At 36.5% G+C, this 16,730-nt stretch carries 16 protein-coding genes, 4 tRNA genes and 1 pseudogene; 20 read left to right on the plus strand and 1 reads right to left on the minus strand.

Going from position 1 to position 16,730, the window contains the following annotated elements; translation table 11 throughout:
• Positions 1-70: 70 nt before the first annotated feature.
• The 3 genes from noc (at position 71) to spo0J (ending at position 2,739) form a co-directional block, all read left to right on the plus strand.
• The gene (noc, locus tag AC3WVZ_RS27050) at positions 71-943 is read left to right on the plus strand and encodes a nucleoid occlusion protein (protein WP_000799016.1); all 873 of its coding nucleotides are present in this window, start codon (positions 71-73) and stop codon (positions 941-943) included.
• Positions 944-1,133: 190 nt separating this feature from the next.
• Positions 1,134-1,895, plus strand: coding sequence for a sporulation initiation inhibitor protein Soj (gene soj, locus AC3WVZ_RS27055; RefSeq protein ID WP_000516114.1), 762 nt, complete (start codon positions 1,134-1,136; stop codon positions 1,893-1,895).
• Complete coding sequence (gene spo0J / locus AC3WVZ_RS27060; RefSeq protein WP_001051832.1) at positions 1,888-2,739, plus strand: stage 0 sporulation protein Spo0J; 852 nt, start codon at positions 1,888-1,890, stop codon at positions 2,737-2,739. The genes soj and spo0J overlap by 8 nt, the downstream gene beginning before the upstream one ends.
• Positions 2,740-2,759: 20 nt before the next feature.
• On the opposite strand, the gene yyaC is transcribed toward spo0J, so the two are convergent.
• The gene (gene yyaC / locus AC3WVZ_RS27065) at positions 2,760-3,356 is read right to left on the minus strand and encodes a spore protease YyaC (RefSeq protein WP_001020714.1); all 597 of its coding nucleotides are present in this window, start codon (positions 3,354-3,356) and stop codon (positions 2,760-2,762) included.
• A 259-nt stretch (positions 3,357-3,615) separates the two neighbouring features.
• Between yyaC and AC3WVZ_RS27070 the strand changes: the two genes are divergently transcribed.
• The 17 genes and pseudogenes from AC3WVZ_RS27070 to walR all read left to right on the plus strand — a co-directional run bounded on the left by AC3WVZ_RS27070 (position 3,616) and on the right by walR (position 16,728).
• On the plus strand, positions 3,616-4,497 hold the full coding sequence (locus AC3WVZ_RS27070; protein WP_000364814.1) for a mechanosensitive ion channel family protein: 882 nt from the start codon (positions 3,616-3,618) through the stop codon (positions 4,495-4,497).
• Between the two features lie 20 nt (positions 4,498-4,517).
• Positions 4,518-4,715 carry a DUF951 domain-containing protein gene (locus AC3WVZ_RS27075; RefSeq protein WP_000435485.1) on the plus strand — a complete coding sequence of 66 codons (198 nt, stop codon included), beginning with the start codon at positions 4,518-4,520 and terminating at the stop codon, positions 4,713-4,715.
• 133 nt (positions 4,716-4,848) lie between these two features.
• Positions 4,849-6,218, plus strand: a pseudogene (locus AC3WVZ_RS27080) (IS1182-like element ISBth7 family transposase); the annotation flags it as partial.
• A 201-nt stretch (positions 6,219-6,419) separates the two neighbouring features.
• The gene (gene ychF, locus AC3WVZ_RS27085) at positions 6,420-7,520 is read left to right on the plus strand and encodes a redox-regulated ATPase YchF (protein ID WP_000524657.1); all 1,101 of its coding nucleotides are present in this window, start codon (positions 6,420-6,422) and stop codon (positions 7,518-7,520) included.
• A 191-nt stretch (positions 7,521-7,711) separates the two neighbouring features.
• Positions 7,712-8,002 carry a 30S ribosomal protein S6 gene (gene rpsF / locus AC3WVZ_RS27090; protein WP_001233778.1) on the plus strand — a complete coding sequence of 97 codons (291 nt, stop codon included), beginning with the start codon at positions 7,712-7,714 and terminating at the stop codon, positions 8,000-8,002.
• Positions 8,003-8,028: 26 nt separating this feature from the next.
• Positions 8,029-8,541, plus strand: coding sequence for a single-stranded DNA-binding protein (ssb, locus tag AC3WVZ_RS27095; protein ID WP_000981966.1), 513 nt, complete (start codon positions 8,029-8,031; stop codon positions 8,539-8,541).
• A 45-nt stretch (positions 8,542-8,586) separates the two neighbouring features.
• Entirely contained in the window at positions 8,587-8,820 is a 234-nt protein-coding gene (gene rpsR, locus AC3WVZ_RS27100) for a 30S ribosomal protein S18 (protein WP_000918873.1), read from the plus strand.
• Between the two features lie 79 nt (positions 8,821-8,899).
• Entirely contained in the window at positions 8,900-9,835 is a 936-nt protein-coding gene (locus tag AC3WVZ_RS27105) for a YybS family protein (protein WP_000814840.1), read from the plus strand.
• A gap of 78 nt (positions 9,836-9,913) precedes the next feature.
• Positions 9,914-11,887, plus strand: coding sequence for a DHH family phosphoesterase (locus AC3WVZ_RS27110; RefSeq protein ID WP_233935678.1), 1,974 nt, complete (start codon positions 9,914-9,916; stop codon positions 11,885-11,887).
• The gene (gene rplI / locus AC3WVZ_RS27115; protein WP_000864228.1) at positions 11,884-12,330 is read left to right on the plus strand and encodes a 50S ribosomal protein L9; all 447 of its coding nucleotides are present in this window, start codon (positions 11,884-11,886) and stop codon (positions 12,328-12,330) included. The genes AC3WVZ_RS27110 and rplI overlap by 4 nt, the downstream gene beginning before the upstream one ends.
• Before the next feature lie 27 nt (positions 12,331-12,357).
• On the plus strand, positions 12,358-13,719 hold the full coding sequence (gene dnaB, locus AC3WVZ_RS27120) for a replicative DNA helicase (RefSeq protein WP_001286148.1): 1,362 nt from the start codon (positions 12,358-12,360) through the stop codon (positions 13,717-13,719).
• 215 nt (positions 13,720-13,934) lie between these two features.
• Positions 13,935-15,224 carry an adenylosuccinate synthase gene (locus AC3WVZ_RS27125; RefSeq protein ID WP_000100238.1) on the plus strand — a complete coding sequence of 430 codons (1,290 nt, stop codon included), beginning with the start codon at positions 13,935-13,937 and terminating at the stop codon, positions 15,222-15,224.
• A gap of 143 nt (positions 15,225-15,367) precedes the next feature.
• Positions 15,368-15,443, plus strand: a tRNA-Lys gene (locus AC3WVZ_RS27130).
• A 13-nt stretch (positions 15,444-15,456) separates the two neighbouring features.
• Positions 15,457-15,528, plus strand: a tRNA-Glu gene (locus AC3WVZ_RS27135).
• A 21-nt stretch (positions 15,529-15,549) separates the two neighbouring features.
• A tRNA-Asp gene (locus AC3WVZ_RS27140) sits at positions 15,550-15,625 on the plus strand.
• A gap of 41 nt (positions 15,626-15,666) precedes the next feature.
• Positions 15,667-15,739, plus strand: a tRNA-Phe gene (locus AC3WVZ_RS27145).
• 281 nt (positions 15,740-16,020) lie between these two features.
• Positions 16,021-16,728 carry a cell wall metabolism DNA-binding response regulator WalR gene (gene walR / locus AC3WVZ_RS27150; protein WP_000971865.1) on the plus strand — a complete coding sequence of 236 codons (708 nt, stop codon included), beginning with the start codon at positions 16,021-16,023 and terminating at the stop codon, positions 16,726-16,728.
• Positions 16,729-16,730: the final 2 nt, after the last annotated feature.

Genomic DNA, 16,730 nt, shown 5'->3' on the forward strand with positions numbered 1-16,730 from the left:
AAACGTAAATGTTTCATAGGAAACATTTTATGGAGAATAGTCAATAGGCCTAAAAGGTGGTGGAATATGTATGAAAAATACGTTTTCTCGTTTATTTGGCTTTGGAGATAAAGAGAGCGAATTCGAATTACAAGACGAAAGCCATGAAGAGATAGATAAAAAGGTATATGAAGAAATACAAGAAATTCCGATAGTAAATATTACCCCTAACCGTTATCAACCAAGAACAGTTTTTGATGATGCGCGTATTGATGAGCTAGCATTAACAATTCGTACACATGGACTTATTCAACCGATTGTTGTAAGGCAATATGAGGATGATAAGTACGAGATTATTGCTGGAGAAAGACGTTTTCGCGCGGCAACAAAGTTAGGTTGGGAAAAGGTTCCTGCAATTATAAAGAATTTAAATGATACAGAGACAGCTTCTGTAGCTTTAATTGAAAACTTGCAACGTGAGGAACTAACGGCAATCGAGGAAGCTGTGGCATATCAAAAGCTGATTGAGTTACATAATTTAACACAAGAAGCATTGGCACAACGACTTGGAAAAGGACAATCTACAATCGCAAATAAGTTGCGCTTGTTAAAGTTGCCTGAAGAAATAAAAAGTGCATTATTAGAAAAAAGCATTACAGAACGTCATGCCCGCGCTCTCATTCCTTTAAAAAATGAGGAATTACAACTGAAGGTTTTACAGGAAATTGTTGAGAAACAACTAAATGTAAAGCAAACAGAAGAACGAATTGCGAAGTTACTAGAGGAAGCGAAACCGAAGCGTAAGGCAAAGCAAAAAGCAGTAAGTCGAGATACGAGGATTGCTATGAATACAATTAGACAATCTTTACAAATGGTTACTGAAAGTGGTTTGAATGTTAATTCTGAGGAAGAAGAATTTGATGAGTACTATCAAATTACAATTAAAATTCCAAAGAAAAAATAATAATGACGTGCTAGAGACCTTATCCTATTGGAGAGGTCTCTTTTACTATATTTTCTTGTTAAATGAAGAAGGAGTTTAGAAATAAATTTTGAAGTTTAATAAAGGACGTAAAAGAAAAAGTTTTATTTCATGTTACAATAAACGTAATTGTTACTAGAATAAGATAGAAAGGTTGAAAGTAGGTGACATCATGGGAAAAATCATTGCTATTGCTAATCAAAAAGGCGGTGTTGGAAAAACAACAACATCTGTTAATTTAGGGGCTGGATTGGCGCAAGTAGGTAAAAAAGTCCTTCTTGTAGATATTGATGCTCAAGGAAATGCAACGACTGGTGTGGGAATTGAAAAATCTGAATTAGATCAATGTATTTACAACGTTCTTGTGGAAGATGCAGATGTTCAAGGGGTTATACAGAAAACCGCAACTGAAAACTTAGATGTTCTACCCGCTACAATTCAATTGGCTGGTGCTGAAATTGAATTGGTACCGACTATTTCCCGGGAAGTACGTTTGCAAAGAGCATTACAGCCAGTTCGTGATGAATATGACTATATTATTATCGACTGTCCCCCATCTTTAGGGTTATTAACGATTAATGCATTAACAGCAGCAGATTCTGTTATTATTCCTGTACAGTGTGAATATTACGCACTAGAAGGGTTAAGTCAGCTATTAAATACAGTTCGACTTGTACAAAAACATTTAAATAAAAATTTAGCAATTCAAGGTGTATTGTTAACAATGTTGGATGCCCGTACAAATTTAGGGATTCAAGTTATAGATGAAGTGAAAAAGTATTTTAGGGATAAAGTATATCGCTCGATTATTCCGCGTAATGTACGCTTGAGCGAGGCTCCAAGTCATGGGAAACCTATTATGCAGTATGACGCTAAATCAAGAGGAGCAGAAGTGTATATAGATTTAGCAGAGGAAGTGATTGCAGGTGGCTAAAGGATTAGGAAGAGGAATTAATGTGTTTTTTCCTGATTTAGATGTGAAAGAAGAGGAAACAATTCAGGAGATTCTTGTAACTGAATTAAGGCCGAATCCATATCAACCGCGTAAACACTTTAATAAAGAGGCGATTCAGGAATTAGCAATTTCGATTAAGGAACACGGTATTCTACAACCATTAATTGCTAGGAAGAGTATTAAAGGATATGAAATTGTTGCAGGTGAAAGACGATTTCGTGCTGCAAAAGAGGCTGGTTTAGAAAAAGTACCTGCGGTTGTAAGACAATTAACTGAACAGCAAATGATGGAATTTGCTTTGTTAGAAAACTTACAACGAGAAGATTTAAATCCTATGGAAGAGGCAATGGCATACCAGATGTTAATGAATGAGCTAAATGTAACGCAAGAACAATTAGCGAAACGTCTTGGTAAAAGCAGACCTTACATTGCAAATTATACTCGGTTATTAAGCCTACCTTCTTTCGTACAAGATATGATTGCAAATGGTCAACTTTCAATGGCTCATGGGAGAACTTTACTTACGATAAAAGATGAAGAACAATTGAAGTCCTTATTGAAACGCATTGAAAAAGAAGGATTAAATGTTCGTCAATTAGAGAAAATCGTCCAAGAGATTAATCAACACGTTTCACGTGAAACAAAAAAAGTGAAAAAAGAGCGAAATATATTTTTCGTAGAACGTGAAACGTTCTTAAGAGAAAAGTTTGGCACAGATGTGAAAATTAAAGAGACGAAAAAAGAAAAAGGTAAAATCGAAATTGAATTTTTTAATAAAGAAGATTTAAATCGTATTTTAGAACTATTAGCACAGAAAAATTAAAAAGCAAACCATCTTATTATTTATAGATGGTTTGCTTTTTTTAATGCGGATAATTTTTGATCCGTCTCTTTTATACTTTTTGCGATTACATCAGCCATTTTCATGACTAAACTTAATCTTGTATTTTGAAGAACGAAAAACTCCATAAACCCATTTAGATTGACGATACCGTGTATGTGCAAATCACCAACTGCAGGTAATTTCTTATTCATAGCAGCTCCAGGTTTACTAGGTCCCTTTCCAGTAGTGATTGATCCGATATTTTGGGACTTTCCTAAACATGCATCAACAGCAATTATAAATGCAGTAGGATATTCTTTCTGTATATTCTGAATTTTCTCTTCTAAATTTAGCGCATGTACTGGCTCATCTAGTGTACCGAATACTTGGAGGTTTTGGATGTCTATTTGTTCAAGTTTTGTACCAACTAATGGGCCGAGTGCGTCACCTGTAGAGCGATCTGTGCCGATACAAACGAGAATAAGTGGTATATTAGTTTTAATAGGAATATGGGTAAGTAAGAAATTACTGATTATTTCAGAGGCTTCTAGATCTTGGTGCATAACGTTTTGAGTTTCTTTCTCAAAAAATGGTAAGCGAAAACTTCCAATATTCATGAAGCACCTATCCTTTTAATAAATTTTCAATATATGTTATATGGTGAGGAAAATGGAAAGTTATAAGTGCGTAATTTTTGCAAAATGTGAATGAAAACGGAAATAATAGTACTAGTATATATATATTCGTTCCATTTTATACCTGGATGTCGGGGATAAAATAGGATTAAAATCATAAAATTTTTTCAGCAATTAGGGGACTTCTGATACAATAATAAGGGTAACTAAAAAGAAATTTTAGCTAGAGAGGTAGAGGTACATGGATTTATTAGCGAAGTGGTTTAATTCTATGAAACAGTATTTATTAGATGCTGATCGTTGGGCTCATATTGGAGTTGCGACATTAAAAATATGTATTATTTTAACAATTGGTGCAGTTGTTGTGCGAATTGCAAGGGCGGTTGTACGAAATGCGTTTCGTATGGGGAGTCGTTCTCCAATTCAAATTTCAGAACGTCGTACAGTTACAGTAGCGAAATTACTTGAAAATATTGTAGCGTACGTTGTTATGTTCATTATGCTAATTGCGATTTTAGGTGTGTTTGATATTAATGCATCAGGTTTATTAGCGGGTGCTGGGGTAATTGGTTTAGCAGTCGGATTTGGTGCTCAAAGTTTAGTGAAAGACGTTATTACAGGTTTATTTATTTTGTTAGAAGATCAGTTTTCAGTTGGCGATTATGTTAAAATCGGTCAATTTGAAGGAGTCGTTTTAGAAATTGGACTTCGTACAACGAAAGTAAAGAGTTGGACAGGTGAAATTCATACTTTACCAAATGGAAGTATTATTCAAGTTACTAACTACTCAGTTAGTAATAGTGTAGCGTTTGTTGATGTATCTATTTCATATGAGGCTGATATTGCGAAAGCAGAGCAAGTTATTGAAGATTTATTAGTAGAATTACCTTCAAAGTACGAAAAAATGGTAACAACACCTCAATTATTAGGTGTGCAAACATTAGCTGCATCAGAAGTTATATTACGTGTTATTGCTGAAGTAGAACCGATGCAACATGCAGTTATTGCAAGGGCACTTCGTAAAGAGATTAAAAATCGTCTTGATTTACATGGAATTGAAATTCCATATCCACGTATGGTTTTATATAATCGTGAAGAATTAGTTAGTGGAAAAGCAATTTAGTATGGAGAGGAGTTTGGAGAATGGAGCAAAAGGAATATAACTTGTATGATGTTGTGGAAATGAAGAAAGCCCATCCATGTGGCGAGAATCGTTGGAAAATTATTCGTATGGGAATGGATATCCGCATTAAGTGCGAGGGGTGTGACCATTCAGTAATGATTCCTCGAAGAGAGTTTGATCGTAAGGTGAAAAAAATACTTGTGAAGCACGAAGAATAGAGGAAGAGTAACAGTTACAGTAGGTAACTGTTACTCAGGCTGTGGAGAAAGTCTTCTCCACAGCCTGTTTTTGTGTCTGAACCTCTTTTTATGTGTCAACACTGATAAAAAAGAGGAAAAGGAGAGATTTTTTATGATGGGTGCTTTAAAAAATCATCGTGATGAGCGTGTATCTGTTTCTGTAGAAGAGTTGGTTCCACAAGATCATTTCCTTCGTGCAATTGAAGCGACAATTAGTTTTGATTTTATTGAAGAGAAGTTACGCCCTTATTACTGTGAAAACAATGGACGCCCGTCCATTCATCCTATTGTTTTATTTAAGATGATGTTTATTGGATATTTTTACGGTATTCGTTCTGAGCGTCAATTGGAAAAGGAAATTAAAACGAATATTGCCTACCGTTGGTTTTTAGGGTTTTCTCTATCGGATACTATTCCGGATCACTCTACAATCAGTTGGAATCGTCGTACTCGTTTTATTCATACAAATATTTTCGAAGAAATTTTTGATGAGATTGTGAGACAAGCGACGGAGCACCGGATGGTAGGAGGACGTGCACTGATGACAGATTCTACACATATTAAGGCCAATGCCAATAAAAATAAATTTGTACATAAATATAAAAAAGAAAAAGCAAAGTTTTATATAGACGAGCTAGAAGCTGCGGTAATCGAAGATCGTGAGGTACATGGAAAAAAGAATTAAAACCTAGAAAGGAAAGTGATACCCCTACCAAAAAAACTCGTATAAGTACAACGGATCCAGATAGTGGATTTTTAATGAGAGATGGAAAACCAAATGGTTTTCATTTCTTGGATCATCGTACGACTGATGCGAAGTACAATATTATTACAGATACCTATGTAACGGCTGGAAATATGGCAGATTCCGAGCCGTATTTAGCACGCCTCCAAGCTCAGATTGATAAATTCGACTTCAAAGTAGAAGCTGTTGCCCTTGATGCTGGCTATTTTACAGGATATATCTGTAAGAAACTATCAGAACGGAATATATTTATGGTGATGGGGTATCGCCGATTTGGAAAACGGAATAAAGAAGTACCGAAAAGCCAATTTAAATATGTAGAAGAAATGAATGTTTTCGCTTGTCCGATGGGATGTATTCTAGAATATGTAACAACTGATCGTGAAGGATACCGTCAATACAAATCGAATCCAGAAGACTGCGCTGTTTGTCCGTTACGTGAGGTGTGCTTTTCAAAGAAACAAAAACAAAAAGTTATCACTCATCATGTGTGGGAGAAATATAAGGATATTGCTAGAAAAAACAAGCTAACAGCTACAGGGAAAAGGTTGTATAAAGTACGCTGTTCCACTATAGAGCGAAGCTTTGCAGACGCCAAAGAACTACATGGCTACCGCTATGCCCGGTTTCGAGGGCTGAAGTCTGTCCAAATGCAAGCTTATCTCACCGCAGCTTGTCAAAACATGAAAAAAATAGCCCTCCACCTGACCAAAAAGGGTCAGGTGGAGGGCTATTTTTTAAAATTCTATTATTTTATGTTGTTTTTATTCGCTAAAATCAAAAAAGATTCCAGAGTGTTGGGAACCCTAAAGGGTTTCCCAACACTCTGAGTAACAGTTACAGTAGGTAACTGTTACTTTTTTTCGTTTGGCGGAAACTTGTCATTTTTTTCGTTACTATCTATAATGATGAAAGATTGAGACATAGGAGTGAAAAATATGGGATTAACGGCTGGGATTGTTGGATTACCTAACGTAGGGAAGTCCACTTTATTTAATGCAATTACACAAGCAGGAGCAGAATCTGCGAACTATCCATTCTGTACAATTGATCCAAACGTAGGGATTGTAGAAGTACCAGATGAGCGTTTAAATAAATTAACGGAATTAGTAGAGCCGAAAAAGACTGTTCCGACTGTATTCGAGTTTACTGATATTGCAGGTATCGTAAAAGGTGCTAGTAAAGGTGAAGGTTTAGGAAATAAATTCTTATCTCACATTCGTCAAGTAGATGCAATTTGCCAAGTTGTTCGTTGTTTTGAAGACGAAAATATTACGCACGTTTCAGGGAAAGTAGATCCAATTGATGATATTGAAACAATCAATTTAGAGCTAATTTTAGCGGACTTAGAGTCTGTTGATAAGCGTATCGAGCGTGTTGCGAAATTAGCAAGACAAAAAGATAAAGAAGCGGTATATGAGCATGAAATTTTAGTTCGTTTAAAAGAAGCTTTTGAAGAGGGAAAACCAGCTCGTACTGTTGAATTTACAGAAGAGCAGATGAAGATTGTTAAAGGCCTTCATTTACTTACAACAAAAGAAATGTTATACGTAGCGAATGTAAGTGAAGACGATATTATCGATCCTTCGGAAAATAAATACGTACAAATGGTAAAAGAATTTGCAGCAAATGAAAATTCTCAAGTAATCGTTGTATGTGCAAAAATCGAATCAGAAATCGCTGAATTAGACGAAGAAGAGAAAAAAGTATTCCTTGAAGAATTAGGAATTGAAGAGTCTGGTTTAGATCAATTAATTCGTGCAGCATATGACCTATTAGGACTTGCTACGTACTTTACAGCTGGCGTTCAAGAAGTACGTGCTTGGACATTTAAACAAGGAATGAAGGCACCACAATGTGCTGGTGTTATTCATACAGACTTTGAGCGTGGATTTATTCGTGCAGAAACAGTTTCTTACGATGATTTAATGACAAACGGTTCTATGACAGCTGCAAAAGAAGCTGGAAAAGTACGTTTAGAAGGAAAAGAATATATCGTAAAAGACGGAGATGTTATGCACTTCCGTTTTAACGTTTAATTTAATATTTCCTAGGAAAAATAAAGATATGAACTTGGCAAATATATTATATGTTTGCCAAGTTTTTTATGTATTGGTGAGTTGATTCATATAACTTACTATGATATAATCTAAACTCGTGAGTAATTACTATAAATTAATTGCTCCTTGCCCATTACGGGCCGTTTAGACCAAAAGGAGGTGAAAGTGTAATGAGAAAGTACGAAATTATGTACATCATTCGTCCTGGCGTTGAAGAAGAAGCTCAAAAAGCTTTAGTTGAACGTTTTGCAGGTGTTTTAACAAACAATGGTGCAGAAATCATTAACACGAAAGAGTGGGGTAAGCGTCGTTTAGCTTACGAAATCAACGACTTACGTGAAGGTTTCTACATGATCTTAAACGTGAAATCTAACGCAGAAGCGATTAACGAATTCGACCGTTTAGCTAAGATCAACGAAGACATCCTTCGTCATATCGTTGTTAAAGAAGAAGAAAAATAATTGATATATAAGGGAGAGTGGTTCGATTGATGAATCGTGTTATCCTCGTTGGTCGTTTAACTAAGGACCCTGACTTACGTTACACGCCCAATGGTGTCGCAGTAGCTACTTTTACGTTAGCTGTGAATCGCGCATTTGCCAATCAGCAAGGTGAGCGTGAAGCTGACTTTATTAATTGTGTAATATGGCGTAAACAAGCAGAAAACGTAGCAAATTATTTGAAAAAAGGTAGCTTAGCAGGCGTAGATGGGCGTCTTCAAACTCGTAATTACGAGGGACAAGATGGTAAACGTGTATACGTAACAGAAGTTCTTGCGGAAAGCGTGCAATTTTTAGAGCCGCGTAATGGCGGTGGGGAGCAACGTGGTTCATTTAATCAGCAACCATCAGGAGCTGGTTTCGGTAACCAAGGCTCTAACCCATTTGGTCAATCTAGTAATTCAGGTAACCAAGGTAACTCTGGATTTACGAAGAATGACGATCCATTTTCAAATGTAGGTCAACCGATCGACATTTCCGACGACGATTTACCGTTCTAATACAGTAAATTTGTTAGTTTTAACAAAGAATGGAGGGAAATAGACATGGCAGGACGCAAAGGTGGACGTGCGAAACGTCGTAAGGTGTGTTTCTTCACAGCTAACGGCATCACTCGCATTGACTATAAAGATGTTGATTTATTAAAACGTTTCGTTTCTGAGCGTGGTAAAATTTTACCTCGTCGTGTAACAGGAACAAGCGCAAAATACCAACGTAAACTTACAGTTGCAATTAAACGTGCTCGTCAAATGGCACTTTTACCATATGTTGGTGAATAATAGCGTATGAAATGCACAGTAGAGTCGGACTCTACTGTGCATTTTGCTATGCTTTTCTTTTTGAAAGAGAGGTTAAAATGTGAAACAAACAAAGTTTATTACAGAAGGTGCAGCATTATTAGCTATATATGCAATTTTATTGCTTATATCTATGTATGTTCCGATTTTGGGTACAGTTGTAACTTTTGCGTTGCCGTTACCATTTATACTATTAATGATAAGACATAAACTATCTAATGTGCTCGTGGTTTTTGTAGCAGCACTTTTTGTTACTATTATTGTGAGTCAACCGCTGAATTTAGTGAAGACAATTATGTTTGGATTGATAGGGATTGTTTTAGGATATATGTATAAAACAAGAAAAAAGCCAGTTGAAATCTTAATAGCGGGGACGCTTGCATACTTAATTGGTTTTGTACTTATTTATGTTGCGAGTATAAAGTTTTTCAACATAGATATAATGAAGCAAATGCAAAGTATGTTTAGTGAAAGTATGGCGAAAAGCGAAAAGATAGTAAGTGCTACAGGTATGCCGATTAGTAAGGAACAAAAAGAGCTACTTGCACAAATGAATGATATATTACAATCGTTACTTCCAAGTATACTTGTGCTAGTTTCAGTATGTTTTTCTTGGATTACAGTGATAATATCAGGTAGTGTTTTGAAAAAGTTAAAACATGAAGTTATATCTTGGCCTAAATTTAAAGATATACAATTACCAAAGAGTATCATTTGGTATTACGTTATATTTATTTTGTTAGCAACTTTTATAAAAGTAGAACCAACATCATATTTACATATGGTATTTTCTAACCTAAATGTCATATTTGCACTATTGCTTGTACTGCAAGGTCTGACATTTATCGCCTTTTTAGCGTATAGAAAAGGTTTTACTAAAGGGGTTCCTATTATTAGTTTTATTGCATGCATGTTTATTCCGATGCTGTTTCCTCTTGTGACAATCTTAGGTATAATTGACTTAGGGATTTCATTGCGTTCTAAAATAGGGGGATAAAATAATATTCCTTATACTATTTTAATCTGTTTAACTAACTGGAAGGTAAGTTAGTTTTACTTTATAGGAGTTGTATACATGCCTGAATTTGATAAGAAACAGTGGTTTTTATATCCTGTTTATGTATTGGCATTTTTTGTGTTTGTGCTCATTTCAATTCTCTGTTATTTTCATTTAATTATGGGTATAGCTGCTTTTGTCATTTTTTGTATCGTATTCTTTATCGTTATACGATTTGAACTTAATTTTCAAAGGAATTTCGAAAAGCATACGACAGATATGATTACAAGAGTAAAGAAAGTAAGTAATGAAGCATTTAACCAAATGCCGATTGGTATTTTGTTATACAATAAGGATTATGGGATTGATTGGGCAAATCCTTATTTATCTTCATGTCTGGGACAGCACGCATTAGCTGGATGGCACCTTTACGATGTATCAGAAACATTACTTCTTTTCATTAAAGGAGAAACTTCTGATGATATAGTCTCTTTAAATAATCGAAAGTTTCGCGTTTTTGTAAGGAAAGAAGAAAAGTTAATTTATTTCTTTGATGTAACGGAACAAACAGAAATCGAAAAGATGTACGAGGATCAAAGGACTGTTTTAGCTGTCATCTATTTGGATAATTATGATGAAGTTACACAAGGATTAGATGATCAATTACGTACGAATATAACAAGTCTTGTGACATCGCGACTAAATGAATGGGCACTTAAGTATGGTGCTTATTTAAAACGTGCATCTTCAGAAAGATTCTTCGTTGTGCTAAATGAAAGTATTTTGACGCAGATGGAGAAAGGGAAATTTAGCATTTTAGATCAGGTGCGTGAAGAAACATCTAAAAGGAATATACCACTTACATTAAGTGTGGGTGTCGGATCAGGTGATTTACCTTTATCAGAGCTTGGAGCAATGGCTCAATCTGGTTTAGATCTTGCGCTTGGGCGTGGGGGAGACCAAGTAGCTATTAAACAAGCGACAGGTAAAGTTAAGTTCTATGGAGGTAAGACAAATCCGGTTGAAAAACGTACCCGTGTACGCGCCAGGGTCATTTCGCATGCGTTAAAGGATTTAGTATTAGAAAGTAGTAATGTCATTATTATGGGGCATAGGGCTCCCGATATGGACGCAATTGGTGCTGCGATTGGTATTTTAAAAGTGGCTCAATTAAATGAGCGTAAAGGATATATTGTGTTAGATGAAAATGATTCCGATAAAGGAATTAAGCGTTTGATGGACAAAGTGAAACAAAATGAGGAGTTATGGTCTCATTTTATTACTCCAGAGCAAGCGATGGAATTTACAAATGATGAGTCGTTACTTGTTGTTGTCGATACGCATAAACCTTCTATGGTGATGGAGCAAAAACTGTTACATAAAATTGAAAATGTAGTAGTTATTGATCATCATCGCCGTGGAGAAGATTTTATTGAAGACCCATTGCTAGTTTATATGGAACCATATGCTTCTTCAACGGCAGAATTGGTTACAGAATTACTTGAGTATCAACCTAAAAATTTAAAGATGACAATGTTAGAAGCGACGGCATTGTTAGCGGGTATTATTGTCGACACGAAAAGTTTCACATTCCGGACAGGGGCTCGTACATTTGATGCTGCTTCTTATTTACGCTCACATGGTGCAGATACTGTACTTGTACAAGAACTTTTAAAGGAAGATATGGATCAGTATTTACGGGTTGCAAAAGCTATAAAAAATGCGTACATTTATAAAAATGGAATTGCGATTGCTAAAGTTGATAGTGATGATTACTACGATCAAGTGCTTATTGCGCAATCGGCAGACACGTTATTAACGATGACAGGGATTATTGCATCATTTGTTGTTGCGAAACGTGGCGAGAATCTCATTGGAATTAGCAGCAGGTCTTTAGGTGAAGTGAATGTGCAGCTAATTATGGAAAACTTAGGCGGTGGCGGGCATTTGACGAATGCAGCCACACAGATGAAAAATGTTACAGTAGATGAAGCTGAGGAGAAGCTTCGATTTGTTATTGATGACTATTTACAGGGAGGCACACAATCATGAAAGTAATTTTTCTAAAAGACGTAAAAGGTAAAGGTAAAAAAGGAGAAGTAAAAAACGTACCAGATGGCTATGCAAACAACTTCTTACTAAAACAAGGATTAGCTGCTGAAGCAACAAATAGCAGTATGAAAACTTTAGAAGCTCAAAAGCGTAAAGAAGAAAAAGATGCAGCAGCAGAGCTTGAAAATGCAAAAGAGTTAAAAGAGACTTTAGAGAAATTAACTGTAGAATTAAAGGCGAAATCTGGAGAAGGTGGCCGTTTATTTGGTTCTATCACAAGCAAACAAATCGTAGATGCAATGCAAAAATCACACAAGATTAAACTTGATAAACGTAAATTTGAAATGGACGATGCAATCCGCGCGTTAGGTTATACAAACGTTACTGTGAAATTGCATCCACAAGTAACAGCAACAGTAAAAGTTCATGTTAGTGAACAATAAAAATAAATTAAGCAAGGAGGATTGCGTATGAGTGATGTACTTGCTGATCGTACCCCTCCGCATAATATAGAGGCTGAGCAGGCGGTTTTAGGGGCCATATTGATTGATCAAGATGCGTTAACTTCAGCATCAGAGTTATTGGTACCTGATTCGTTCTATCGAACGAAACATCAAAAGATTTTTGAAGTCATGCTTGGGCTATCTGATAAGGGAGAGCCGATCGACTTAGTAATGATGACATCAGCAATGGCTGATCAAGGATTACTAGAAGAGGTTGGTGGGGTTTCTTACTTAGCAGAGTTAGCAGAAGTTGTGCCAACTGCAGCTAACGTAGAATATTACGCACGCATCATCGCTGAAAAGGCGCTTTTACGTCGTTTAATTCGCACGGCGACTCATATTGTATCGGATGGATACGAGAGAGAAGATGATGTGGATGGTCTTTTAAACGAGGCTGAGAAAAAAATATTAGAAGTATCCCATCAAACGAATGCAAAAGCATTCCAAAACATTAAAGATGTTCTTGTAGATGCTTATGACAAAATTGAACTTTTGCATAATCAAAAGGGTGAAGTTACTGGGATACCAACTGGGTTTACTGAATTAGATAAGATGACAGCAGGTTTCCAACGAAATGATTTAATTATCGTGGCAGCACGTCCATCAGTAGGGAAAACGGCATTTTCATTAAATATTGCACAAAACGTAGCGACGAAAACGGATGAAAATGTAGCGATTTTTAGTTTGGAGATGGGTGCTGATCAGCTTGTTATGCGTATGCTTTGTGCAGAAGGGAATATTGATGCACAAAGACTTCGTACTGGTTCATTAACTTCCGATGATTGGGCAAAATTAACAATGGCAATGGGGAGTCTCTCAAATGCTGGTATATATATTGATGATACGCCAGGTATTAAAGTAAATGAGATTCGAGCAAAATGCCGTAGATTAAAGCAAGAACAAGGTCTTGGTATGATTTTGATTGACTATTTGCAGCTTATTCAAGGAAGTGGGAAATCAGGAGAAAACCGTCAGCAGGAAGTATCTGAGATTTCGCGTACCTTAAAAGGGATTGCGCGTGAATTGCAAGTGCCTGTTATTGCTTTATCACAGTTATCTCGTGGTGTAGAATCTCGTCAAGATAAACGCCCGATGATGTCTGATATTCGTGAATCTGGAAGTATTGAGCAGGATGCTGATATTGTAGCTTTCCTATATCGTGAAGACTACTATGATCGAGAAACGGAAAACAAAAATACAATTGAAATTATTATTGCAAAACAACGTAACGGTCCAGTAGGTTCAGTGGAACTTGCATTCGTCAAAGAGTTCAATAAGTTCGTTAACTTAGAACGTCGTTTTGAGGATGGACATGCTCCACCGGCATAAAGGCAGTATAAAAAAGAAACACATTTCTTATAATAAGATGTGTTTCTTTTTTTTTATAAGAAAGATAAGGCTTTCATAAGTTAAATATATAATTCTTACGAACGAAAATGTTTTTTTGTGAAAAAATGTTCGCTTTTCGGTTGACTTCTCTTTCGGTTTTGGTACAATTATATTGTTTGAATAGATCGTTTGAAAATTGCGGAGGTGCTTTAATAATGTCTTCAGTAGTAGTTGTAGGAACACAATGGGGCGACGAAGGAAAAGGTAAAATCACTGATTTTCTTTCTGAGCATGCGGAAGTAGTTGCAAGATATCAAGGTGGAAATAACGCGGGACATACAATTGTTTTCGGCGGAGTTAAATATAAATTACACTTAATTCCATCTGGTATTTTCTATAAAGAGAAAATTTGTGTAATCGGAAACGGATTAGTAGTAGATCCAAAAGCATTACTTGAAGAGTTAAAATACTTACACGATCGTGGTGTAAGTACTGATAATTTACGTGTAAGTAACCGTGCACATGTTATTTTACCTTACCACTTAAAACAAGATGAGTTAGAAGAAGCAAGTAAAGGTGATAACAAAATCGGTACAACGAAAAAAGGTATCGGTCCTGCATATATGGATAAAGCTGCTCGTATTGGTATTCGTATGGCTGATCTTTTAGACCGTGAAGCATTTAAAGAGAAGCTTGAGCGCAATTTAGTAGAGAAAAATCGTTTATTTGAAAAAATGTACGATACAGAAGGTTTCACTGTAGAAGAAATTTTCGAAGAGTACTTCGAGTACGGGCAACAAATCGCGCAATATGTATGTGATACGTCTGTTGTATTAAATGATGCATTAGATAATAATCACCGTGTATTATTTGAAGGTGCGCAAGGTGTTATGCTTGATATTGACCACGGGACGTACCCGTTCGTTACATCTTCTAACCCAATTGCTGGTGGTGTAACAGTTGGAACTGGAGTTGGTCCTGCGAAAGTTACTCGCGTTGTAGGTGTATGTAAAGCATATACAAGCCGCGTTGGTGATGGTCCATTCCCTACTGAGCTTCATGATGAAATTGGTCATCAAATTCGTGAAGTTGGTCGCGAGTATGGAACGACAACTGGTCGTCCACGTCGCGTAGGTTGGTTCGATAGCGTTGTTGTAAGACATGCACGTCGTGTTAGTGGTTTAACGGATCTATCATTAAATTCTATCGACGTTTTAACAGGTATTCCAACTCTTAAAATTTGTGTAGCTTACAAATACAATGGCGAAGTTATTGATGAAGTTCCAGCTAACTTAAACATTTTAGCGAAATGTGAGCCTGTATATGAAGAGCTTCCAGGTTGGGAAGAAGATATTACTGGTGTAAAATCATTAGATGAACTTCCTGAAAATGCACGAAAATACGTAGAACGTGTTTCTGAGTTAACAGGAATTCAAATATCTATGTTCTCAGTTGGACCAGATCGTAACCAAACAAATATTGTACGTAACGTATACGAAGCTTAATTAACATTTTTTGAAAAAAAACTCATGTCTGCATGAGTTTTTTTCTTATTCTTTTATAAAAAAACAAAAAAAGTATTGCAATAAATACAGAATACATGTTATGATACATCTTGTCGTCACGAAAATATGACGTTGGTGAGTATGAGCCATTAGCTCAGTTGGTAGAGCATCTGACTTTTAATCAGAGGGTCGAAGGTTCGAGTCCTTCATGGCTCACCATTTTATTTTTCGTGGCCCGTTGGTCAAGTGGTTAAGACACCGCCCTTTCACGGCGGTAACACGGGTTCGAATCCCGTACGGGTCATGTTTTTTTTTGCTTATTTTTGGTCCCGTGGTGTAGTGGTTAACATGCCTGCCTGTCACGCAGGAGATCGCCGGTTCGACCCCGGTCGGGACCGCCACTTTTGTTTATACCACCATTAGTGGTTTTATATATAGTTTTGGCTCGGTAGCTCAGTCGGTAGAGCAGAGGACTGAAAATCCTCGTGTCGGCGGTTCGATTCCGTCCCGAGCCACTCTCAGGATATTAAGTGGGCCCACTTAATATCCTTTTTATTTATGTAATTTTACAAAACTGAGTAGTTATTTTAAAATAGAACGAGGAGCCTCTAGCAGTTGAAGCTAGAGGTTTTTCTATAGATCGTATAGGGTGCCGTGTAAAAGTGGATCATACATGAGTCTATGAGAATAGAGGAGAAAATACTTAAACAAAGGATGCGGTCATATAGGACATACTATGTAAACATCAATATGTTTAGGGATTATTGACCATATTTTTATAAGGAGGAAATAGACGATGATGGGAAAGAAAATTTTAGTAGTTGATGATGAAAAGCCGATTGCAGATATTTTGAAGTTTAACCTAGAAAAAGAAGGTTTTGAAATAGTAATGGCGCATGATGGTGATGAAGCAATTGAAAAGGCTAATGAAGAGCAACCAGATATGGTTTTATTAGATATTATGCTACCAGGTAAAGATGGCTTAGAGGTTTGCCGTGAAATACGTAAAAGCTCAGAAATGCCGATTATTATGCTTACAGCAAAGGACTCTGAGATTGATAAAGTATTAGGGCTCGAGCTTGGGGCAGATGATTATGTAACGAAGCCATTTAGTACGAGGGAATTACTTGCTCGTGTGAAGGCGAATTTACGCCGCCATCAACAAGGTGGTGCTGCGGAAAAAGAAGAAAATACAGAAATGGTTATTGGACCAATTGTGATTAATCCAAATGCATATAGTGTAACGAAGCGTGAGGAAAATATCGAGCTTACACATCGTGAATTTGAGTTGCTACATTATTTAGCGAAACATTTAGGACAAGTTATGACACGCGAACATTTATTACAAACAGTTTGGGGTTATGACTATTTTGGAGATGTGCGCACAGTAGACGTTACAGTACGTCGTTTGCGTGAAAAAATTGAAGATAATCCAAGCCATCCTACTTTAATTGTAACTAGACGTGGAGTAGGGTATTACTTGCGTGACCCAGAGCAGGAATAGTA

It is taken from the genome of Bacillus sp. CPT56D-587-MTF (genome assembly GCF_058792335.1).

Bases quoted from the DNA above. Each gene is read 5' to 3' on its own strand.
- dnaB (WP_001286148.1), top strand. From the start codon at position 12,358: ATGAGTGATGTACTTGCTGATCGTACCCCTCCGCATAATATAGAGGCT.
- AC3WVZ_RS27070 (WP_000364814.1), top strand. From the start codon at position 3,616: ATGGATTTATTAGCGAAGTGGTTTAATTCTATGAAACAGTATTTATTA.
- yyaC (WP_001020714.1), bottom strand. From the start codon at position 3,356: ATGAATATTGGAAGTTTTCGCTTACCATTTTTTGAGAAAGAAACTCAA.
- rpsR (WP_000918873.1), top strand. From the start codon at position 8,587: ATGGCAGGACGCAAAGGTGGACGTGCGAAACGTCGTAAGGTGTGTTTC.
- rplI (WP_000864228.1), top strand. From the start codon at position 11,884: ATGAAAGTAATTTTTCTAAAAGACGTAAAAGGTAAAGGTAAAAAAGGA.
- AC3WVZ_RS27110 (WP_233935678.1), top strand. From the start codon at position 9,914: ATGCCTGAATTTGATAAGAAACAGTGGTTTTTATATCCTGTTTATGTA.
- rpsF (WP_001233778.1), top strand. From the start codon at position 7,712: ATGAGAAAGTACGAAATTATGTACATCATTCGTCCTGGCGTTGAAGAA.
- soj (WP_000516114.1), top strand. From the start codon at position 1,134: ATGGGAAAAATCATTGCTATTGCTAATCAAAAAGGCGGTGTTGGAAAA.
- ychF (WP_000524657.1), top strand. From the start codon at position 6,420: ATGGGATTAACGGCTGGGATTGTTGGATTACCTAACGTAGGGAAGTCC.
- AC3WVZ_RS27075 (WP_000435485.1), top strand. From the start codon at position 4,518: ATGGAGCAAAAGGAATATAACTTGTATGATGTTGTGGAAATGAAGAAA.
- walR (WP_000971865.1), top strand. From the start codon at position 16,021: ATGATGGGAAAGAAAATTTTAGTAGTTGATGATGAAAAGCCGATTGCA.
- AC3WVZ_RS27125 (WP_000100238.1), top strand. From the start codon at position 13,935: ATGTCTTCAGTAGTAGTTGTAGGAACACAATGGGGCGACGAAGGAAAA.
- noc (WP_000799016.1), top strand. From the start codon at position 71: ATGAAAAATACGTTTTCTCGTTTATTTGGCTTTGGAGATAAAGAGAGC.